The sequence below is a fragment of the Microbacterium sp. SLBN-154 genome, from assembly GCF_006715565.1.
GTDB lineage: Bacteria > Actinomycetota > Actinomycetes > Actinomycetales > Microbacteriaceae > Microbacterium.
The window spans coordinates 287,134-306,707 of the sequence record NZ_VFNL01000001.1 but is presented as its reverse complement, the minus strand read 5'-3'; the positions used below and the strand labels follow the sequence as shown (position 1 = coordinate 306,707).

The 19,574-nt window shown below is 71.1% G+C and carries 18 protein-coding genes and 3 tRNA genes; 7 read left to right on the top strand and 14 right to left on the bottom strand.

Annotated features, from left to right (window positions below; all coding sequences use genetic code 11):
* The first annotated feature begins 47 nt into the window (after nucleotides 1-47).
* Both FBY40_RS01575 and FBY40_RS01570 read left to right on the top strand, forming a co-directional pair.
* Nucleotides 48-1,379 (top strand): ABC transporter substrate-binding protein, encoded by a 1,332-nt coding sequence (locus tag FBY40_RS01575; protein WP_141935882.1) that lies wholly within the window; start codon nucleotides 48-50, stop codon nucleotides 1,377-1,379.
* 687 nt (nucleotides 1,380-2,066) lie between these two features.
* A complete protein-coding gene (locus tag FBY40_RS01570) occupies nucleotides 2,067-2,777 on the top strand; it encodes a hypothetical protein (RefSeq protein ID WP_141935880.1) in 711 nt (236 codons plus the stop codon).
* A gap of 36 nt (nucleotides 2,778-2,813) precedes the next feature.
* On the opposite strand, the gene FBY40_RS01565 is transcribed toward FBY40_RS01570, so the two are convergent.
* The 6 genes from FBY40_RS01565 to FBY40_RS01540 all read right to left on the bottom strand — a co-directional run bounded on the left by FBY40_RS01565 (nucleotide 2,814) and on the right by FBY40_RS01540 (nucleotide 10,423).
* Nucleotides 2,814-4,520 carry an aldehyde dehydrogenase family protein gene (locus tag FBY40_RS01565; protein WP_141935878.1) on the bottom strand — a complete coding sequence of 569 codons (1,707 nt, stop codon included), beginning with the start codon at nucleotides 4,518-4,520 and terminating at the stop codon, nucleotides 2,814-2,816.
* A gap of 9 nt (nucleotides 4,521-4,529) precedes the next feature.
* Complete coding sequence (locus FBY40_RS01560) at nucleotides 4,530-5,840, bottom strand: aminotransferase class V-fold PLP-dependent enzyme (RefSeq protein ID WP_141935875.1); 1,311 nt, start codon at nucleotides 5,838-5,840, stop codon at nucleotides 4,530-4,532.
* Complete coding sequence (locus FBY40_RS01555; RefSeq protein WP_141935873.1) at nucleotides 5,827-6,852, bottom strand: amidohydrolase family protein; 1,026 nt, start codon at nucleotides 6,850-6,852, stop codon at nucleotides 5,827-5,829. The genes FBY40_RS01560 and FBY40_RS01555 overlap by 14 nt, the downstream gene beginning before the upstream one ends.
* A complete protein-coding gene (gene kynA, locus FBY40_RS01550) occupies nucleotides 6,839-7,702 on the bottom strand; it encodes a tryptophan 2,3-dioxygenase (RefSeq protein WP_141935870.1) in 864 nt (287 codons plus the stop codon). Before kynA ends, FBY40_RS01555 begins: the two co-directional genes overlap by 14 nt.
* Before the next feature lie 66 nt (nucleotides 7,703-7,768).
* Nucleotides 7,769-9,379, bottom strand: coding sequence for a molybdopterin-dependent oxidoreductase (locus FBY40_RS01545; RefSeq protein ID WP_141935867.1), 1,611 nt, complete (start codon nucleotides 9,377-9,379; stop codon nucleotides 7,769-7,771).
* A 783-nt stretch (nucleotides 9,380-10,162) separates the two neighbouring features.
* Nucleotides 10,163-10,423, bottom strand: a complete 261-nt coding sequence (locus FBY40_RS01540; protein WP_141935865.1) for a glutaredoxin family protein — start codon at nucleotides 10,421-10,423, stop codon at nucleotides 10,163-10,165.
* Nucleotides 10,424-10,525: 102 nt separating this feature from the next.
* On the opposite strand from FBY40_RS01540, the gene FBY40_RS01535 reads away from it, so the two are divergent.
* A complete protein-coding gene (locus tag FBY40_RS01535; RefSeq protein ID WP_141935860.1) occupies nucleotides 10,526-11,668 on the top strand; it encodes a glycosyltransferase in 1,143 nt (380 codons plus the stop codon).
* 299 nt (nucleotides 11,669-11,967) lie between these two features.
* Here FBY40_RS01535 and FBY40_RS01530 read toward each other — a convergent pair whose 3' ends face one another.
* Entirely contained in the window at nucleotides 11,968-13,134 is a 1,167-nt protein-coding gene (locus tag FBY40_RS01530; protein ID WP_141935858.1) for a polysaccharide deacetylase family protein, read from the bottom strand.
* Between the two features lie 131 nt (nucleotides 13,135-13,265).
* Between FBY40_RS01530 and FBY40_RS01525 the strand changes: the two genes are divergently transcribed.
* From FBY40_RS01525 to FBY40_RS01515, 3 genes are read left to right on the top strand one after another with little or no spacing between them, the layout of a single operon-like run.
* Nucleotides 13,266-14,201: a metal ABC transporter substrate-binding protein gene (locus tag FBY40_RS01525; RefSeq protein ID WP_160141326.1), complete on the top strand. Its 936-nt coding sequence runs from the start codon at nucleotides 13,266-13,268 to the stop codon at nucleotides 14,199-14,201.
* Complete coding sequence (locus tag FBY40_RS01520; protein WP_141935856.1) at nucleotides 14,198-14,959, top strand: metal ABC transporter ATP-binding protein; 762 nt, start codon at nucleotides 14,198-14,200, stop codon at nucleotides 14,957-14,959. Before FBY40_RS01525 ends, FBY40_RS01520 begins: the two co-directional genes overlap by 4 nt.
* Entirely contained in the window at nucleotides 14,956-15,873 is a 918-nt protein-coding gene (locus tag FBY40_RS01515; RefSeq protein WP_141935854.1) for a metal ABC transporter permease, read from the top strand. The genes FBY40_RS01520 and FBY40_RS01515 overlap by 4 nt, the downstream gene beginning before the upstream one ends.
* Here FBY40_RS01515 and FBY40_RS01510 read toward each other — a convergent pair.
* The 3 genes from FBY40_RS01510 to FBY40_RS01500 all read right to left on the bottom strand — a co-directional run bounded on the left by FBY40_RS01510 (nucleotide 15,831) and on the right by FBY40_RS01500 (nucleotide 17,956).
* Nucleotides 15,831-16,700, bottom strand: a complete 870-nt coding sequence (locus tag FBY40_RS01510; RefSeq protein WP_141935851.1) for a hypothetical protein — start codon at nucleotides 16,698-16,700, stop codon at nucleotides 15,831-15,833. The two genes, FBY40_RS01515 and FBY40_RS01510, sit on opposite strands and share 43 nt — an antisense overlap.
* A complete protein-coding gene (locus tag FBY40_RS01505; protein ID WP_141935849.1) occupies nucleotides 16,697-17,539 on the bottom strand; it encodes a hypothetical protein in 843 nt (280 codons plus the stop codon). Before FBY40_RS01505 ends, FBY40_RS01510 begins: the two co-directional genes overlap by 4 nt.
* 63 nt (nucleotides 17,540-17,602) lie before the next feature.
* A complete protein-coding gene (locus FBY40_RS01500; protein ID WP_141935847.1) occupies nucleotides 17,603-17,956 on the bottom strand; it encodes a DUF7882 family protein in 354 nt (117 codons plus the stop codon).
* 172 nt (nucleotides 17,957-18,128) lie between these two features.
* Here FBY40_RS01500 and FBY40_RS01495 point away from each other — a divergent pair, with 172 nt between their 5' ends.
* Nucleotides 18,129-18,563, top strand: coding sequence for a MarR family winged helix-turn-helix transcriptional regulator (locus FBY40_RS01495; protein ID WP_235014421.1), 435 nt, complete (start codon nucleotides 18,129-18,131; stop codon nucleotides 18,561-18,563).
* Nucleotides 18,564-18,579: 16 nt separating this feature from the next.
* On the opposite strand, the gene FBY40_RS01490 is transcribed toward FBY40_RS01495, so the two are convergent.
* From FBY40_RS01490 to FBY40_RS01475, 4 genes are all read right to left on the bottom strand, one after another.
* Nucleotides 18,580-18,930: a hypothetical protein gene (locus FBY40_RS01490; RefSeq protein WP_141935843.1), complete on the bottom strand. Its 351-nt coding sequence runs from the start codon at nucleotides 18,928-18,930 to the stop codon at nucleotides 18,580-18,582.
* 189 nt (nucleotides 18,931-19,119) lie between these two features.
* Nucleotides 19,120-19,192: transfer RNA gene (locus tag FBY40_RS01485), tRNA-Phe, on the bottom strand.
* A gap of 80 nt (nucleotides 19,193-19,272) precedes the next feature.
* Nucleotides 19,273-19,346 (bottom strand) — tRNA-Asp (locus tag FBY40_RS01480).
* A 27-nt stretch (nucleotides 19,347-19,373) separates the two neighbouring features.
* Nucleotides 19,374-19,446, bottom strand: a tRNA-Glu gene (locus FBY40_RS01475).
* Nucleotides 19,447-19,574: the final 128 nt, after the last annotated feature.

Genomic DNA, 19,574 nt, shown 5'->3' with positions numbered 1-19,574 from the left:
CCCGCCCGGGCAGCAACCCGGGCACCCACCACCGAGAGAAGGAAACAATGCGTTCAACGAAACGAGCGGCCGCCGCAGCCCTGCTCACCGTGTCCGCGCTCGCCGTCGCCGGCTGTGCGGCCGGCGGAGGGTCGGGCAGTGGAGGCGACGCCGCCTCCTGCGAGCCGGCCGGCGAGGATGTCACTCTCACGTTCACCTCGTGGATTCCCGGCATCGAGGATGCCGTCGCGATGTGGAACGAGGAGAACCCCGACATCCAGGTCGAGGTGCAGACGGGCCCTTCGGGCAACGCCGGCACCTACCAGAACTTCTTCAACCAGCTCGAGGCCGGCAACGCCCCCGACCTCGGCCAGATCGAGTACGACGCGCTGCCGAATTTCCGCGTGCAGGATGGCCTCGTCGACCTCGGTGCATGTGAGGACGTGCTCGCCGCCGAGGACCAGTTCCTCGACTGGACCTGGGGTCAGGTCACGCTCGGCACCGAGGACGAGGTCTACGGCATCCCGCAGGACCAGGGCCCCATGGCGCTGTTCTACCGCAGCGACCTGTTCGAGCAGAACGGCATCGAGGTTCCGACCACGTGGGAGGAGTACCGCGAGGCTGCGGTGCAGGTCCGCGAGGCCGGCGGCTACATCACCAACTTCTCGGACAGCGACATCAACCAGTTCGCCGGGTTCGTCTGGCAGGCCGGCGGTCAGTGGTTCGAGAACGACGGCGACGCCTGGACGGTGAACCTCACCGGCGAGGAGTCGACGACGGTCGCCGACTACTGGCAGGACCTCATCGAGAACGACCTCGTCTCGACCTACCCGGCCTGGACCGACGAGTGGAACAACGCCTACAACTCCGGTGAGGTCTGGACCTGGAACTCGGCCGTGTGGGGTGCCAACTCGATCCTCTCGGGTGCCCCCGACACCTCCGGCAACTGGTCGGTGGCCCTGGCCCCGCAGTGGAACGCCGGTGACCAGAAGGCCGGCAACTGGGGTGGCTCGTCCATCGCGGTCTTCAACGGCACCGACCACCTCTACGAGGCGGCGAAGTTCGCGCTGTGGCTGAACACCTCGGAAGAGGCCCTCACCTCGCTCAACGAGACCGCGCAGATCTACCCCGCCACCACCGCGGGACTGGAGCTGCCGGTGCTGAAGGAGGGCGTGGAGTTCTACGGCGGCCAGCCCATCTATGACGTCTTCGCCGAGGCCGCGACCCAGGTCGACCCCAACTTCACGTGGGGCCCGACCATGACGCAGACCTACGGTGACGTGTCCGACGGCTTCAAGGCCGCCGCGCAGGGCAACGGCACGCTGCTCGAGGCGCTCGAGGAGGGCCAGGCGGCCACGATCTCGACGCTCGAGGCGCAGTCGATCCCCGTCGCCGAGTAACACGCGGTAAACCACCGGCGCGGCCCAATCCGCGCCGGGCCGGGGCCCCTCTCGCCGGGGGTCCCGGCCGGTCGAGCCCACCCTTTCCTCTTCGTCGCCCGTCCTCTCACGAGGGCGTGGTGGCAGGGCGGATCGGGTGGGCTCGTTCGCGTGTGGCTTCGTGCGGTGGTGCGTGGCGTTCAGGTGGCGCGAAGGGCGAGCTTGACCCGCTGAAGGTCGCCATCTGCGACACCTCGATCTCGAGGCCGACCACGAAGGTGGCGCGAATGGCGAGCTTGACCCGCTGAAGGTCGCCATCTGCGACACCTCGATCTGAGGGTGGATGCCGCGGAGCGGCGAGGTCGCGGAGCTGGTCGCCCACATGCACTCGCGGCGACCGTTCGTGCCACCGCGATGCCCATCCCTGGTTCGGGGTGGCGCAATCGGTCGGGTTCGGCGTCGATGGGCGACCATTTGCGCCACCTCGATCCGCGGCGGTCGATCGAGGTGGCGTGACTGGTCGGGGTTGGCGGCGCTCGGCGACCATTTGCGCCACTCCGATTCGTGCCCCGATCCGTGCCCGGCGATCGACGCAGCGGTCTTGGCCGGGTCCGGCGGCGCTTCGATCGTCGTGGCGGAATGCGCGGTCGTGAACCCGGGCGCCGCAACCCCCGCATCGCGGCGACCGCGGCCGGGCAGAATGAGCCCATGAGGCTGGTTCGCGCAGGACTGTACCTGGTGCAGGCGATCATCGCCGGCGTCGTCATCACGCTGACCGGAATGCCGGCCACCGGCGAGGTCACGGCCCGACTGGGGGGAGCGGATGTCGCGATCGCGACCGTCCACGCCGGATGGGCCGCGGTGGTGCTGCTCGCCTTCGGCGGGCTCGTCGACGCCGCCGTCGCGCGCATCGACGCGCTCGCCACGCGCGCGCGCCTGGTCACCTGGATCGGGTGGTCGCAGCTGTCGGGTGTCGCGGTCTTCCTCATCGCCCAGCTCAACGGCGTCACCGAACTGACGTCCCTCGTCGCGCTCTACGCGCTCACGGCCGGAGCCGTGATGCTCCTCGCCCTCGACGGCACCCTCGTCGCCCCGCGCCTCGACGACCTCGCACCCGCCGAGGCCGCCGACACCGCAAGCGCCGGCCTCGTCATCCGGGGTCTCCGGCGCCCCGCCGCGCTGGCGGCGGTCATCGGCATCGTGCCCTGGGGCTTGATCGCGTTCGCGCAAATCGGCGGAGGCCTGGTCGGCGATCCCGTCGGGCTTGCGACGCGGATCGTCACCCTCGTCGTGCTGGCCCTCTCGATCGCGGTGTGGTTCCGGGGCTGGTTCCGCCCGGCGGACGCCGACGCCCCCGGCATCCTCCCCCTCCTGGCGACGACCGCGCTCGCGTGGGGAGCGATGCTCGCCGTCGGCTGAATCCGCGTCTTCAACCCGAGCGGGCGCCAGAGCCGCCTACGCCCGGAACGCCCGCAGCAGGGTCCTGCCGAGCGACGGCCACCGCCGGTGCATCCGGAACCGGGTGAACCCCTCGCTCACCGTCGCGCCCGTGCGCGACGACACGAACCACGGCGGCTTCGGCAGCACCGAGAACCGGCCACCGCGCACGAGCGCGGTGAGCGAGCGCGGGAAGGGCCGGAACGGCCCGCGGGCGACCGAGCGTTCGACGTCGTCGAGCAGCAGCGCGTTGTGCACGACGCCGATGCCGCTGCCGACGTCCTGCAGGGTGCTCCCGGGGAACGCGCTCCAGGTCAGCGTCGGGGTGAGGAAGACGAAGGCCGTCCACGCGTTGATCGCGATCGCCCCGTATCGCAGGTCGGCCACCGCGCGCTCGAACCCGGCACCGAGCGCCGCCTCGGTCGGGGGGTCGATGAGGATGTTGGCGCCGAGCGTGCCGGTCAGCCGCTCGTTCGCGTGCGCGACGGCGGCGTCGAGGAACTCCTGACCGAGACCCGGGAGGGCGATCACGCCGAGGACCGGGGCGAAGTACTCGGTCTCCTCGATGGGCCCGGGCGCGCCCCCGGCGTCGGCCTCGACGAGCAACCGGGTGCCGTCGGCGCACCAGACGGCGTCGGGATACGCCGCCGCGGCGGCATCCATCCGCTCCGCGCTGCCGGGGTACCAGGGCGTCCGCGCCGTCGCCTCGTCGTATGCGCGCCGGAGCGCCGCGCGGAACTGCGCGCGCTGCGGCCAGTCGCGACTGATCAGCACCACCTGCCCGGCGATGCAGTTGTGCCCGGCGTTCTGCAGCCGCATGGTCACGATGTGCTCGGCCTGATAGCGGATGTCGGCGGCCGACCATTCGCCGGGCACCACGATGATCGGCGAGACCCCGCCGAGCTCGGCCGTGATCGGCTTCTTCAGCGCGGGGCGGTTCTCGCGCCGTCGGCGGCGGGCCTGCGGCCCCTCGCCCCACACGATCCGCTCGAACGTCGCCGCAGAACCGGTGATGTGCACGTGATCGACGCCGGGGTGAGTGGTGAGGGCGGATCCCACCTCGGGCCCGCCGGCGATCACGCGCAGGAACCCCGGCTCGATGAGCGGGGCGAGCGCGCGGGTGAACACCGGCAGCAGCGTCTCCTGCGTCGGGTTCAGCTTCAGCATCACCACGCGATTGTGGGCGAACAGCTCGTACAGCACGTCGGCGACCGGGATCGAGGTGACGTTGCCGGCGCCGAGGACGAGCCCCACCCCACCGGGGGTGCCGGGGGAGCGCTGCGCGAGACCCGCCCTCTCGCGAGCTTCTGCCTCGGTGACGCCCGGCCTCAGCCATACCTCGCCGGTGAATCCCGACAGCAGCAGCGAGTCGATCGCGCGAAGCGGGAAGGCGTCGATCCGCACCCGGCCCCCGGGCGCCGAGGTGACGCGCACCCCGTCGAGCGGACTGCTGCCCCGCGCCAGCCGGCGGAGCGTCGTCGCCAGGGCGTCGACGAGCTCGATCGCGCCGTACGGGCCCGAGAGCCACTCCTCTCCACGGAGCGGATGCCGGGCGTCGAGGCCCTTCGAGCGCGCCGCCGCAGCAGCCCACTCGGGGGCGGCGTCGCTGATGCTCGCATGCACCCGGTCGAGCAGGCGCGCCCGCTGCGAGAGGGTCAGCGCGACCCAGGCGCGCGATCCCTCGCGGAGGTCTCGGAGGGCGACGTCGATGTCAGGTGCGGGCACGCGCTCAGCCTAAGCCGCGGTGCCGGACGTCGTTCCGCGGGCCCCGTCCCCGTCCCCGTCCTGTGCCGCGAGCGCGTCGGCGACGGCCCGCATGCCCGACAGCGTCTCGGCGAAGCTGGTCGACAGCGGCGACAGGCCGATGCGAAGGCCCCCGGGGTCGCGATAGTCGGGGATGACGTCACTTTCCCAGAGCCGTGCCGTCACGGCGCGCATCTGCGGATGCCGCAGCGTCACGTGACCGCCTCGTTCTGCCGCGTCGCGGGGCGATCCGAGGGTGACGCCGTAGCGCGCGAGCAGGTCGTCGGCGAGGTCGACGGCGAAGCCGGTGAGCGCGCGCGACTTGTCGCGGATCGGCCCGATGCCCGCCTCATCGATCATCGCGAGGGTGTCCTGCATCGCGAGCATCCCGACGATCGGCGGGGTTCCAGAGAGGAAGCGGCCCATACCCGCGGCGGGCTCGTATCGCGGCCCCATCGAGAACACGTCGGCCGCGCCCATCCATCCCTGGATCGGCTGGGTGAGCTCGGACTGCAGCCGCGACGCGACGTACGCGAAGGCGGGGGAACCCGGCCCGCCGTTGAGGTACTTGTACGTGCAGCCCACGGCAAGGTCGGCGCCCCACGCGTCGAGCTCGACGGGCACCGAACCGGCCGAGTGGCAGACATCCCACAGCAGCAGCGCGCCGGCGTCGCGGGCGACCGCGGTGAGCGCGGGCGCATCGGCCAGGTGCCCCGAGCGGTAGGCCACGTGCGACAGCACGACGAGTGCGGTCGCCGGTCCCACGACGGCCCGCAGCTGGTCGGGGGTGACTCCGGCGGCGGTGTCGACCTCGATCCAGCGGATCGTCGCGCCCCGCTCGGCGGCGATCCCTTCGACGAGGAACCGGTCGGTGGGGAAGTTGTCGGTGTCGATGACGATCTCGACCCGGGCGGGGTCGCGACGGCGCTGGTGATCGACGGCGGCGCGCATCAGCTTGTACAGCAGCACCGTGGTCGAGTCGCCGACGACCGTCTGCCCGGCCGCCGCTCCCAGTGCGATCCGGCCGATCTCGTCGCCGATGGCGTACGGCAGGCGCATCCACGACTCGTCCCAGCCGCGGATGAGTCGGCCGCCCCACTCGTCGGTGACGAAGCGGGCGAGGCGGTCGGCGGTCGCGCGCGGAGGCCGGCCGAGCGAGTTGCCGTCGAAGTAGACCAGCGACGTCTCGGCTCCGACGAACCGGTCGCGGAAGCCGCGGAGCGGATCGGCGGCGTCGAGAGCGGATGCCGCGGCATCCCAGTCCTGCGTATCGCCACGCTCACGGGGGTCAGTCATCGTCATCCTCACTGTCGACGTTCCCGGCCTCGTCGTCGAGGTCGGGGAGCAGGTCTTCGGCCGGAACCACGCTCGCCGAGGCGAGCCAGTCGGCGAGGGCGTTCGCGTCGTCGACGCCACCCGCGCCCCGAGGCGGCCGGCCGCGCAGGAACGTGCGCACCTCCGGCAGCGGAGCGGTGCCCGGCCAGGGATCGGTCAGGGCGGTGACGAGGGCGGGAACGTCGCACCCGGCGGCGAGGAGGGCGCGGAGCTCGCGCGGATTCACCCCCAGCGGCAGATCGCCGTTGCCGAGGTCGGTGCCGTAGACGACGCGGCCGCCGGCCGCGCGGAAGGCCCGGAGGTTCTCGCGGGCGACGTCGGCCGCCTGTTCGTCGTCGCGGTGGATGTCGAGGGTCGAGATCCACACCTGTGCGGCGGCCGCCCGGGCGACGAGGCCCTCGTCGAGCCGCTCGGTGAACGGGGTGTGGGCGAGGGCGTCGATTCCGGCGTCGAGGGCGCGGCGGGTCATCCCCTCTCCTTCGACGTGAGCGACCACCGGAAGTCCGGCGGCGTGCGCCGTCTCGACGATCGTCGCCACGGCATCCTCGGGGAGGGGGCGGTCGTGATGGAGGACGACTTTGATGACCGATGCTCCGGCGAGCCGTTGCTCGTCGACCGCCGTCGCCGCGCCCCCGCGGCGCCCGATCTGCGGGGAGGCGTCGGTGATCTGACGGACGATGGCCGGCGGGGCCCACTCGCGACCGGCGGGGTAGCCGCCGAGGGTGGTGAGGAAGGCCCCGGCATAGGTCACCTGCGGGAGCGTGCCCGCGGCGCGGTCAGCCAGGATCGCGGGATCGCCGCCGAGGTCGACCACCGCTGCGACCCCGCCGAGCGGCAGACGCTCGCCGTCGACGAGGTGCAGGTGCACGTGGTGATCGACGAACGCGGGGAGCGAGACCCCCGCTTCGTCGGTGAGGGCGCGGCGGACCGCGGCGGCGTCGGGTCCGAGCAGGGCGCGCAGCGGCTCAGGATGCGGCATCGGGCACCTCGGTGCGCACCGCCCAGAGCTCCGGGAAGAAGGTCAGGTCGAGGGCGCGGCGAAGGAACGGCACGCCGCTCGATCCGCCCGTGCCGGTCTTGCCGCCGATGATGCGCTCCACGGTCTTCAGGTGACGGAAGCGCCAGAACTGGAAGTTCTCCTCCAGGTCGACGAGCTCTTCGCACGTCTCGTAGGCGGCCCAGTGCGTCGCGGTGTCGGCGTAGATGCTCGTGAAGACCGGGACGAGCTCGGGGGTGAAGGTCCACGCCTGGGTAACGTCGCGCTCGAGGATCGCGCTGGGGATGTCGTAGCCGGTGCGCGCGAGGAGCCGCAGGAACTCGTCGTAGAGGCTCGGCTGCTCGAGCGCGGTGCGCACGAGGTCGTGCGCGGCCGGGTCGGCGTCGAACACCCGCAGGACGGCGGCGTTCTTGTTGCCGAGCGTGAACTCCACCGCCCGGTACTGCGCCGACTGGAAGCCGCTCGCCTTGCCGAGGACGCTGCGGAACTGGGCGTACTCGGTGGGGGTCAGGGTCGCCAGCACCGACCACTGCTCGGTCAGGGTGCGCTGGATGTGCTTGACCCGCGCGACGCACTTCAGCGCCGGGGCGAGGTCGTCCTGTCGCAGCAGGCGGCACGCTTCGGCGAGCTCGTGCAGCACGAGCTTCAGCCACAGCTCGGTGGTCTGGTGCTGGACGATGAACAGCAGCTCATCGTGGTGCTCGGGGTCGCTCAGCGGCAGCTGCGCCGACAGCAGGGTGGGAAGTTGCAGATAGCCGCCGTAGCTCATCCGGTCGGAGAAATCCGTCTCGACCGTGGGCTCCAGTGGTCGGGTGTTGCGCTCGACCGTCACCCCGTCAGCCTAGCCAGTCGCGGTGGTCCGGCCGCGGGGTGGCGATGGCGCGGCCGGGGTTGTCGGTCACCGGACGGTGACCAGCACCCGCTGCCATCCGGTCGATCCGTCGGGCGCGATCGGCGCGCGCTCCTGGATCTGGGTCTCACCGTCGCGGTTGACCGCGCGGACCGCGATGTAGTGTGTGCCGCCCGGGGCGTCCCAGTCGAGGAACCACTGCACCCAGGTGTCGTCGTTGATCGGCGTCGACAGGGTCGCCTGCTGCCAGGGGCCGTCGTCGATGCTGACCTCGACCCGCTCGATGCCGACGGTCTGTGCCCAGGCCATTCCGGCGATCGGCGTGCGTCCGGCGGGGATGGGCGTGCCGGCGCGCGGGGTGTCGATGCGCGAGGAAAACTTGATCGGAGCCTCGGCGCTGTACCCGCGGGGCGTCCAGTACGCCTCGTCCTGCGCGAAGGTGGTCACGGTCAGCTGGGTGAGCCACTTGGTCGCCGAGACGTAGCCGTAGAGGCCGGGCACCACCATCCGCACCGGGAAGCCGTGCTCGAACGGAAGCGGCTCGCCGTTCATGCCGACGGCGAGGATCGCGTCGATGCCGTCGTCGATGACGGCGCTGAGCGGCGTGGACGCGGTGTAGCCGTCGACGCTGCGCGAGAGCACCATGTCGGCACCGGCCTGCGGGCCCGCCATGCGCAGGACGTCGCGGAGCGGCACGCCCAGCCAGACGGCGTTGCCGACCAGCCCTCCGCCGACCTCGTTCGACACGCACGTGAGGGTCACGGCGTACTCGTCGAGCCCCATCGCGACGAGGTCGTCGAAGCTCAGCTCGACGGGGGTGTCGACCATGCCGTCGATCCGAAGCCGCCAGGTGGCGGGGTCGATCGAGGGGACCGTGAGCGCGGTGTCGACGCGGTAGAAGTCGTCGTTGGGGGTGATGAGCGGCGACAGGCCCGGGATGTCGAAGCTCGCCCCGTCGGGGATGGTCACCGTCGTGCGGGGTGCGGGGAGGGCCAGCTCTTCTCGGATGGCGGCGAGAGACGAGGTCGCGGCGTTGACGACGCGGGAACCCGCCCCGACGACGACCGCCGCCGCGGCGGTGACGAGGCTCGCGCGGAGGAACGCGCGGCGGTCGACGGCGGCGGGGTGCTCGGTGGTCGCGGGGTTGGCGGTGGTGTGCTCGGTGGTGGGGCCCTCGGTGGTGGCGGGTGCGGTGATCGTGCGCGGGCCGCGCCACCGGCGGAGGCGGTTGACGAGCAGCATGAGGGTGAGGATGCCGACGATCGTGCCCACGAGCGGAGGCAGCACGCTGAGCGGGGTCGCTCCGGCGCGGGTCAGCGTCGCGGCTCCCGAGAGGATGCCCGCGAGTGCGAGAGCGGCGACGCCGAGCGGGGGTCGGAGGTACTGCAGGATGCCCGCGACCGCCGCGGCGACGACCACGCCGACGCCGATCCCGATCAGCAGCACGACCTTGTCGGCATCGCCGAAGGTCGAGATCGCGAACTCCTTGATCGGCTGCGGAACGATGTCGATGAGGAACGACCCGACCGCGAGGATCGGACTCGCGCTGCGCGCGACGATCAGGGCGACGAGTTCGGCGGCGGCGAGGAAGGCGGCGGCGGCGATGATTCCGGATGCCGCGGCCCACCCGATCGGGCGGCGTGCCGTCTTCGTGGACATCCGGCTCCCCTTTCCGCTTCTCGGCCTGACCTCACCTGTTCGTCGCGGGGCGGGGATCGGATGGCGCGCGTCGCGTTCGGGTGGCGAATGTGGCGAGGTTGAGCGCCGAAAGGCGACCATTCGCGCCACCTCGACCGCGCGACGCGGAGCTGCGTGGACCGGGTTGGCGCATATAGCGAGGTTGAGCGCCGAAAGGCGGCCATTTCCGCCACCTCGACCGCGCGACGTGGCGCGACGTGAACCCGGTTGGCGCATGTGGCCGCGGGACGGCGTCGGCGACCATCTACGCCACCTCAGCACCCGCGCCCGCGCCCGAGGTGGCGCATATGGCGAGGTTGAGCGCCGAAAGGCGACCATCTGCGCCACCTCAGCGCCCGCGCCCGCGCTTCGGGTGGCGAATGTGGCGAGGTTGAGCGCCGAAAGGCGACCATTCGCGCCACCTCGACCGCGCGATGCGGAGTTTCGTGGATCCGGGTGGCGCATTTCGCCGCGTCGGGCGGCGTAGGCGACCATTTGCGCCCCCTCAGCGCCCGCCCGGCTTCGGGTGGCGCATTTGGCGAGGTTGAGCGCCGAAAGGCGACCATTCGCGCCACCTCAGCGCCCGCGCCCGCGCTTCGGGTGGCGCATATCGCGAGGTTGAGTGCCGCGGGGCGACCATTCGCGCCACTTCGACCGAGCGACGTGGCGCGGCGTGGATCCGGGTGGCGCATGTGGCCGCGCCGGGCGACCGTCTGCGTCACCTCGACTCGGCGACACTCCGCGGCCCCCGGAGTGCGACCCGCGTCAGAGGAGCGCGAGCTCCCGCAGCTTCGCCTCGACGTCGGAGTTCGAGGGCTCGACGTGGTGCGACGCGTCGGGGTAGACGACGACGGGGATGTTCGTGCGGCCCGAGATCTCCCGGGCGACGTCCGCGGCCTCGGGCTGCGCGACGAGGTCGACGTAGGTGTAGGCGACACCCAGCTCGTCGAGCTGCTTCTTGGTGCGGATGCAGTCGCGGCACCAGTCCGCGCCGAACATCGTGATGGGGGTGGGGGTGGCAGTCATCCGTCAATCCTTTCGTGCCGAGCATGGACAACACCTGAGCACGCCCGAAGCATTCCCCAAGGCCGCGCGCAGCCTCGGGCGATCGTGCGACGATGGTCGGCAGTGCAGCTCTCGATCATCGTCCCGACCTTCAATGAGGCTCCGAACATCCCGGAGCTGGTCGCGCGCGTCTCGGCGGCGGTCGAGGGCATTGAGGCCGAGATCATCGTGGTCGACGACAGCACCGACGACACCCCCGCGGTGGTCGAGGACGTCGCGCGGAGCGCGGGCCTCCCGGTACGGCTGATCCACCGCGCGAAGCGCACCGGAGGCCTGGGCGGCGCGGTCATGGCGGGCATGAAGGCCGCTGCGGCGGACGCGTGTCTGGTGATGGACGCCGACCTGCAGCATCCGCCCGAGAAGATCCCCGAGCTCTACCGACGATTCGTTCAGGGCGACGTCGACGTCGTCATCGCGTCGCGCTATGCCGGCGGCGGCACCTCGGGAGGCCTCGCCGATCGCACCCGCGTGCTCGTCTCGAGCGCCTCGACGGCGCTGACCAAGGCGATGTTCCCCCTTCGCCTGCACGACGTGACCGACCCGATGACGGGGTTCTTCCTCATCGACCGCCGCGCCGTCGACCCCTCCACGCTGATGCCGCGCGGGTTCAAGATCCTGCTCGAGATTCTCGCGCGCCGGTCGCTGCGCATCGCCGAGGTGCCCTTCGACTTCGCCGAGCGTCATGCCGGCCGATCGAAGGCGTCGTTTCGTCAGGGCCTGCACTTCCTCGCCCAGCTGACGGCGCTGCGCTTCGGAAAGATGTCGCTCTTCGCCCTCATCGGCGGGCTCGGGGCCGTGGCGAACCTCGCGATCATGTGGGTGCTCATCCAGTTCGGGGTCGGCTACATCGTCGCTGCCGTCATCGCGGCCGAAGCGACGATCATCGGCAACTTCCTGCTGCAGGAGCGATTCGTCTTCCACGACATGAAGCACGAGGCATCCGGGGTCTGGACCCGCTTCGCGAAGTCGTTCGCCTTCAACAACGCCGAGGCGCTGATCCGCATCCCGGTCATCGCGCTCCTCGTCGAGACGTGGCACATCTCCAGCGTCATCGCCGCCGGGATGACGCTCGTCGTCGCCTTCCTCGTGCGCTTCATGTTCCACTCGCTCGTCGTCTACGCCCCGCGACGGGCGGGAGCTCCGAGCCGCGCGCGGCAGTTCGTCGACGAGCTCGACGCGCAGGCGATGTCGCCCGGCGAGCTCTGACGCATCCCCTCCGCGCCGCCCCGCACCTCGCGGATCGCCCGCGCTGTCGCGTTCGCGCTGTCGGCCCCCGGCGTGACACGCTCGCGCGTCGCCCGCGCTGTCGTGTCCGCCTCGTTGCCCTCCGCGCGAGACGCTCGCGCGGTGATCCACGCTCCCGCGGATCGCCCGCGCTCAGCGATCCGCGGGAGCGCAGAACCCCGCGGGAGCGCTGCAATCCGCGGGAGCGCAGAAGACCGCATGAGCGCAGAAAGAGCCCGCAGCGCGAAGCGCCGCCCGCTGCGCGTCAAACCCCGCGCGCCTCAGCCGATGAGGTTCACCAGTGCGTCCAGCCCCATCCCGTAATTGATGCGGATGGTGGGGAGGGCGAGCTTGTCGGTGCCGATCGTGACATAGCCAGGCTCGATGGTGCGCGCCATCTCGAAGCCGGCCTGGCGCAGGCCCTCTTTCGCGGTCTCGTTGTAATGCCCGAAGGGGTACGCCATGACCTCCTTCACCCCCAGAACCTGAGCGGATGCCTCCATGTCGGCGATGATCTCAGGGACCGCGTAATTCGTGATCCGCCCGTCGCCGTTCGCCCCGGCCTGATGCATGTCGTGCGTGTGTGAGCGGCGCAGCACGTAGGGGGAGGGTGCCGGGTCCTGCCGGTCGGCGGTGATCATGAACGACGTCGAGAGCACCTGGTACTTGTCCACCACCGGCACGGCGAGGTCGAACCAGGTCTGATCGGCGTCATCGTCGGTGACGATCACCGACCGGTTCGGCAGCCACAGCCGCCCGTCGATGAAGGCGCTCAGCTCGTCCCACGTCGGAAGGTAGAACCCTCCGGTGGCGATGTGGTTCATGTGTGCGTCGAAGTCGCCGATGTAGGCGTAATTGCCGCGCAGCCACCCGCTCTCGCCCTTGGGGTTCGTCGTGAACTGGTGGTACATGAGGATGGGGATGCGCGCGTCTTCGGCGGCGTTCTCCTCGGGGGTCTTCCACGCCCCGTGCAGCGTCACCTGCCGGTCGGTGCAGACGACCATCTCCGACCCGTTCACCCGTGCGGGCACGGTGAAGGCCGCGGCGTCCTCCGGGGTGGCGTACCAGCCGGCGAAGACCGCGCCGTCGCGCCCGGGGATGGGTAGGCCCGCGTAGAGCGTCCCCTGCGTCTGCAGGATCGGCGCCTGGTCGATGCCGTCGCCGGCGAAGCTCACGGCGCACGCGTTGGGGTCGTCGGTGCCCGCGAGGAGCGTCTCGGCCGCCGTCAGCGGGGTGGGTTCGGGTGTCGGCTCGGCCGAAGGCCCGGGCGTCGTCGAGGTGTCGCTGTCGGCCGCGGGCGCCGGCGCACCGCGCGTGAGTGCCGCGATCGTGACGGTCGCGACCAGGATGACCACGAGCACCGTGGCCGCGATCGTCGCGACCAGACGCCTCCGGCGCCGCACGCGGGCGCTGGCCCGTCGCCTTCCGGATCGACCCACCTGCGACATCACATCCCCCTTCGCCGCGCCCCCGCGCCGAGGGCATCGTAGTCCTTCGGGCGCGTCACGGCCGGCAGCGCGGGGCCGCCGCATCCCGATCGTGATGTCGCGCACGTGCCCGTCCCGCTATATTTTTCGGTATGCCGAAAAATCGTGCGGCGCTCACCGGTGCGCTCCTCACGGGGATGCTGGCGCTCGCCGTCGCGCTCGCGGGGTGCGCCTCCGGCGGAGCGGGCAGCCCCGCCGACGACGATCGCCCCGTCGTGCTCACGACGTTCACCGTGCTCGCCGACATCGCGCAGAACGTCGCCGGAGACCACCTCCGCGTCGAGTCGCTCACCAAGGTCGGGGCCGAGATCCACGGGTACGAGCCGACCCCCGGTGACGTCCGCCGTGCGGCGGATGCCGACCTGGTCCTCGACAACGGGCTGGGCTTGGAGGCGTGGTTCGCTCAGTTCGTCGAGTCGGTGGACGTGCCCCACGTCGTCGTCTCCGACGGTGTGGAGCCCATCGACATCTCGGGTGACGCGTACGCGGGCCTGCCGAACCCGCATGCGTGGATGAGTCCGCTGAACGCGGCCGTCTACGTCGACAACATGGTCGCCGCCTTCGGTGAACTCGATCCCGACAACGCCGCCGACTTTGCCGCGAACGGCGAGGCGTACAAGGCCGAGCTGCAGGAGGTCTACGACGAGCTCGTGGCCGAGATCGACGCCGTCCCCGAGGCGGAGCGCGTGCTGGTCACCTGCGAGGGGGCGTTCTCGTACCTCGCGCGCGACGCCGGGCTCGAGGAGGCCTACATCTGGCCGGTCAACGCCGAGCAGCAGTCGACCCCGCAGCGGATCGCCGCGGTCATCGAGAGGGTCCGGGCCGACGGCATCCCCGCGGTCTTCTGCGAGTCCACGGTGTCGGATCGTCCGATGCAGCAGGTCGTCGAGGCGACGGACGCCGCCTTCGGCGGCACCCTCTACGTCGACTCCCTCTCCGAACCCGACGGCCCCGTGCCGACCTACCTCGATCTCCTCCGCCACGACGCCGAGCTGGTCGCCGCGGGGCTTCGAGGGGAGAGCGGATGACGCACCCCATCGAGGTCTCGGATGTCACCGTCCGCTACGGCGACGTCGTCGCGCTCCGCGACGTCTCGCTCGAGGTCGCCGCCGGCCGCGTCACCGGCCTCATCGGGATGAACGGGTCGGGGAAGTCGACCCTGTTCGCTGTGATCGTGGGGCGCCTGCGGCCCGACCGCGGCACGGTGCGCATCGACGGCGCCGACCCGGCGCCGGCCCGCCGTCGCGGGCTCGTCGGCTACGTCCCGCAGTCGGAGGCGGTCGACTGGACCTTCCCGGTCTCGGTGCGCGACGTGGTCATGATGGGCCGTTACGGCCGACTCGGCCCGATGCGCCGCCCGGGCGCCGCCGACCGCCGCGCGGTCGACGAGGCGCTCGCGCGCGTCGAGCTCGACGGGCTCGCCGACCGGCAGATCGGTCGCCTCTCGGGCGGTCAGCGAAAGCGCGCGTTCGTCGCTCGGGCGATCGCGCAGGATGCCGGCATCCTGCTTCTGGACGAACCCTTCGCCGGCGTCGACAAGCGCTCGGAGGCGACCATCGTCGGTCTCCTCCGCGACCTCGCGGGGGCGGGCCGGACCGTCCTGGTCTCCACCCACGACCTGCACGCGCTTCCCGATCTCGCTGACGAGGCCGTGCTGCTGATGAATCGCGTGCTCTTCCACGGGCCGGTCGCGCAGGCCCTCGAACCCGCGACCCTGGCGCGTGCTTTCGGGCTCGAGGAGCAGCCCGCACAGCGGTGGCCCCGCGCGGAGGAGGACACCCCGTGACCCCGATCGACATCCTCCTCGAGCCCCTGCAGTACGACTTCATGGTGCGCGCGCTGGCCACCACCGTCGTCGCTGCGATCGTGTGCGCGCTGCTGTCGTGCTGGCTGGTGCTCGTGGGCTGGTCGCTCATGGGCGACGCGGTCTCGCACGCGGTGCTGCCGGGTGTGGTGCTCGCCTACGTCGTGGGGGCGCCCTTCGCCCTCGGGGCGCTGGTATTCGGCCTCCTCGCCGTCGCGCTCATCGGACTCATCCGCGGCACCAGTCGTGTCAAAGAGGATGCCGCGATCGGCATCGTCTTCACCACCCTCTTCGCCCTGGGGCTCGTGCTGATCTCGGTCACACCCAGCCAGACCGATCTCAGCCACATCATCTTCGGCAACATCCTCGGGATCTCCGATGCCGAGTTCGTGCAGATCCTGATCCTCGCCGTCGTCGCGTTCGCGGTGCTCATCGTCAAGCGCCGCGACCTGACGCTCTACGCCTTCGACCCGACGCACGCCTTCGCGATCGGACTGTCGCCGCGGGTTCTCGGCGCCCTCCTTCTCGGGGTGCTCGCGCTCACCGCGGTCGTCGCACTGCAGGTGGTGGGCGTGATCCTCGTCGTGGCGATGCTCATCATCCCCGGCGCGACGGCCTACCTCCTCACCGACCGGTTCGGTCGCATGCTCGTGATCGCCCCGGTCGTCTCGGCGGCCGCGTCGGTCATCGGCATCTACCTGAGCTACTGGTTCGACGCGGCATCCGGGGGGCTCGTCGTCCTCGTGCAGGGGGCGTTCTTCACGCTCGCCTACCTCTTCGCCCCGCGGCAGGGCATCATCGGCCGCCGCCTGGGGGCGCGCCGAACGAGCGGAGAGGTCCGCCCGCTCGGTGGTCAGGGCGCGTCGCCCGCGAGCACCCGCACGTCGGAGCCCTGACGCACGAACTTCAGCGGCGTTCCTTCCGGGAAGCGCTCGAGAAGGGCGGCGGGCATCCTCGGCTGCACCCGGAACGACACCGATGCGGCGAAGGCGCCCACGCCGCAGCCGAGGAAGACCTGCCGCTGCGCCTCGCCGCCGCCGTCGCCGACCACCAGGAGGCATTCGTCGGTGCCGCCGCCGATCCACTCCTCGTTGCTGCTGAACACGGTGAGGCCGTAGAACTCGTCGAAGCCCCGCAGCGAGTCCGCCGGAATGCCGAGGAAGTCCGGCGGAGTGAAGCCGGGGTCTCGGGCGAGGGTGCCGACCTGCTGACCGCCGCCGGTGCGCTCGACGGTGGTCGCGCCGGCGACGACGATGACGGCGCCGATCGCCGCCGCCGCGATGAGCGAGGCGGCCCAGGGCGCGCGTCGCCGGGGGAACCAGGCGCGAAGCGGCGGTCGCTCGTCGGCCGGGGGGAGGGGGGATGCCGCGGGCTCGTCGGCATCGGTCGAGGGCCGGTTCTCGGACGTCGAGCCGGACGTGCCGGGCCGCTCGGGCGCCCCGCTCGCCTCGGGCGCTCCGGGTGCGCCGGGCGCTCCGGGTGCGCCGGGTGCGGCGGGTACGGGGGCGGGGGCGGCGGGCGCCGGGGCGGCCTCGGCCGCGGGCGGTGCGGATCCGTGCGTCGGCGGGCCCGCGTCATCCGTCCGCTCGTTGTTCCTCCGGAGGGCGGACTCGAGCGCACGCAGTCGTTCGACGGCGGCCGGATCGTGGGCGAGATCGGCGTCGGGACCCCACGCGCGTTCTCGGAGGCGTCGGAGCTCTTCGCGGGTGGCGTCGAGGGTCATCGGCCGGCTCCGCTCGCTTCGACGGTCGTCTCCTGCCCGACGAACACCCCGACCCGCGACCCGTCGAGCACGAATTGGAGCGGGGTGCCGACCGGGAACGCCGCGATGAGGTCGCGGGGAAGACCCGGCGACACGGTGAATTGCGCCGAGGCGGGGAACTCGCCCGCGCCGCACCCGACGAACAGCCGTCCCTGGAACGCCTGCGACTGGTAGCTGATGTCGCCGCCCGCAGTGATGACGAGACACTGGTCCGATCCCGGCCCGAGCCACTTCTGGTCGCTTGCCATGACGACCATGCCGTAGAAGTCCTCGAAGCCTCGGACCGAGGAGGCTTCAGGATCCATGAACATCGGCGCCTGGAACTCCTCGTCGACGTTCAGGGTCGCGACCTGGCGGATGCCGCCGCTGTCGGCGGCGGCGCCCATCACCCCCGCCGTGATGCCCGCCCCGATGACGAGGGCGCCCACGAGCGAGGCCGCCCAGGTCGCGGCCGGCCGGGGTCGCCGCACGCGCCGCGGCTCGACGTCGTCTCCCGCGGTGGCGGCCGGATCGGCGTCATCCTCATCGGCGGGAATCAGCAGGATGTCGGTGGCCGCGCCCGTTGCGGAGGGATGCCGCGCCGCGGCGCCCGGGCCGGCCGGCGACGCCGGCGGCGGTGCGGGCGGGGGAGGAGGGGGGCTCGGCAGGGCACGTGCCTCGAGTTCGTCGAGGCGTGCTGACGCTGCCGCGTCGAGATGGATGTCGGCGTCGGGGCTGAAGGCGCGCCGGCGGAGTGAGCGGAGTTCCTCCGCCTCGCCGGCGTCGAGCGGCGCGGCGCCCCGTCGCGGACCGTCCTCCATGCCGTCAGCCTACGGCGGCGTGGAAGGGGTCGGGGCGGCGGATGAGAACCGCGTGACGACCTGTCAGACGGCGGCGGCGAGGGTCAGCGCGGGCTGCGGCTCGGGCTCGGGGCTCGTGGCGAACATGCGTGCGTCGAGATTGAGGCCGCCGGAAGAACTGGCTTCGGCTGCGAGCCGCTGCAGGAGAGGCCCGTCGATCTTCTCGGCGTCGACCGTGCTGAAGGTGAAGCGCAGCGGGATCGCCGGATGCAGCCAGAGCGTCGTACGCCCCGGAGCTTCGTCGTCGGTATGGCGCCACGTGATCGTGAAGGATTCGTTCCGTCGGAGCTTCGTCGCCGCCAGCACCTTCACGTGCGCGAGCATGCGGTCAGGCATCGAGATGGCCTGTGTGTCGCTGCCGTAATACAAGTAACCCATGGTCCACTCCTTCGCCAGGCCCACCCAGCGTTTGGGATCGAGGTATCGACACCGGGAGCGAGCCAGTGGCAACAGGGCAACGCTAACACAATGATTCACCGATTTAGTTAAATCAGTGTAATACTCAGGGTGTGAGCCACACCGCACGAGTGTGGGTAACAGGATGGAGGCGATGACGATCGCACGACAGCCATCCGCTCTGCGCCGGGCCCTTTCCGGGTATGCCGACGCGCGCTCCGCCGCTTTCTCGCAGGCCCGTCGCGATCTCAACATGGGCGACGGCGATGCGCGCGCACTGATGTTCATCTGCGAGCGCCCGGGCGTTCGCGCAGCCGACATCGCGGCATACCTCGGCATCACCGCTGCGGGGGCCACGGCCCTCATCGACCGACTGGTCGAGCGCGGCGTCGCGACCCGCGACTACGACCCGGACGATCGCCGCGTCATCCGGATCAATCCCGCCATCGATCTCTCGGATGCCCCGTGGTCGTCGCTCTGCCGCTTCGACGACGACTTCGACGAGGCGGTGGCGCTTCGCGACGTGGCGCATGTCGAGGAGCTGTCGACGCTCCTCGAAGACCTCACCGCCGCGGTCACCTCACGCTGAGACCGCGGCCGTCAGGTTAGGGCTGGTCGCCCTCGAGGTATTGCGCTGACTTCTGCTCGAGGAATCGGCAGAGTCGCGCGACGTAGGTGAGATCCTCGGCGAGGGCGCTCACCTGTTCGGGGGGCATCGACACAGGAGTGTCGCGCGGTTCGAAGCTCACCAGCCAGCGCGCCGAGCCGGGTTGCTCGGGTCGGATCGCGGTCGTCGTGGAAAGTCGCTCGAACTTCACCCCGACGAGCCCGGTGTCTGCTCCGTCGGCCCCGTCCTGCGGGATCACGCGCACCGTGCCCGCGAAGCCGGCGTGGTCGCCGGAGGCGAGGAACTCCTCCAACCATGCCTGGAGGGTGGCGGCGTTGCGGAAGGGCATGGGGAACCGTTCGGGTCAGGGACGCGCTACCAGGATTATGCGTCATGTCGTGCCGCGGCGTCGCAGAAAACTGTCGAAGTCGCAGCGGAGCGGCGGTCGTCTGCGACATCCGTGCGATTCTGCGACCGCGGTGGCCCGTGAGGGGGAATGAAGAAACCCCCGTGCGTAGAAGCCACACGAGGGTCCCAGTGGCTCCGACGGGCGTCGATCCCGTGACCTCACGATTTTCAGTCGTGCGCTCTACCAACTGAGCTACAGAGCCGCGCGGCATCCGTATCGCGAACGACGCGATGCCACGTCCTAGACGAAGGGCCCTCTCGAAAGAAGGCCCGCCGCTTGGAGCGACCCTGACGGGACTTGAACCCGCGACCTCCGCCGTGACAGGGCGGCACGCTAACCAACTGCGCTACAGGGCCATGCTTATTCAATTGTGCCTTACGGAGTGACCCCAACGGGATTCGAACCCGTGCTACCGCCGTGAAAGGGCGGCGTCCTAGGCCGCTAAACGATGGGGCCGGATGAACGAACCCGGAGGCTCACTCGCCGACGCCCAAGCATACGCAATCCCCGGCGCTTGCGCCAATCGAGCTCTCCGATGCGGTGTCGCCCCGCGCGTCGCGCAGGTGAGAAGCGGGGTTCGCGAC

Bases quoted from the DNA above. Each gene is read 5' to 3' on its own strand.
- FBY40_RS01575 (WP_141935882.1), top strand. From the start codon at position 48: ATGCGTTCAACGAAACGAGCGGCCGCCGCAGCCCTGCTCACCGTGTCC.
- FBY40_RS01570 (WP_141935880.1), top strand. From the start codon at position 2,067: ATGAGGCTGGTTCGCGCAGGACTGTACCTGGTGCAGGCGATCATCGCC.
- FBY40_RS01560 (WP_141935875.1), bottom strand. From the start codon at position 5,840: ATGACGATGACTGACCCCCGTGAGCGTGGCGATACGCAGGACTGGGAT.
- FBY40_RS01555 (WP_141935873.1), bottom strand. From the start codon at position 6,852: ATGCCGCATCCTGAGCCGCTGCGCGCCCTGCTCGGACCCGACGCCGCC.
- FBY40_RS01545 (WP_141935867.1), bottom strand. From the start codon at position 9,379: ATGTCCACGAAGACGGCACGCCGCCCGATCGGGTGGGCCGCGGCATCC.
- FBY40_RS01540 (WP_141935865.1), bottom strand. From the start codon at position 10,423: ATGACTGCCACCCCCACCCCCATCACGATGTTCGGCGCGGACTGGTGC.
- FBY40_RS01530 (WP_141935858.1), bottom strand. From the start codon at position 13,134: ATGTCGCAGGTGGGTCGATCCGGAAGGCGACGGGCCAGCGCCCGCGTG.
- FBY40_RS01525 (WP_160141326.1), top strand. From the start codon at position 13,266: ATGCCGAAAAATCGTGCGGCGCTCACCGGTGCGCTCCTCACGGGGATG.
- FBY40_RS01520 (WP_141935856.1), top strand. From the start codon at position 14,198: ATGACGCACCCCATCGAGGTCTCGGATGTCACCGTCCGCTACGGCGAC.
- FBY40_RS01510 (WP_141935851.1), bottom strand. From the start codon at position 16,700: ATGACCCTCGACGCCACCCGCGAAGAGCTCCGACGCCTCCGAGAACGC.
- FBY40_RS01505 (WP_141935849.1), bottom strand. From the start codon at position 17,539: ATGGAGGACGGTCCGCGACGGGGCGCCGCGCCGCTCGACGCCGGCGAG.
- FBY40_RS01500 (WP_141935847.1), bottom strand. From the start codon at position 17,956: ATGGGTTACTTGTATTACGGCAGCGACACACAGGCCATCTCGATGCCT.
- FBY40_RS01495 (WP_235014421.1), top strand. From the start codon at position 18,129: ATGACGATCGCACGACAGCCATCCGCTCTGCGCCGGGCCCTTTCCGGG.
- FBY40_RS01490 (WP_141935843.1), bottom strand. From the start codon at position 18,930: ATGCCCTTCCGCAACGCCGCCACCCTCCAGGCATGGTTGGAGGAGTTC.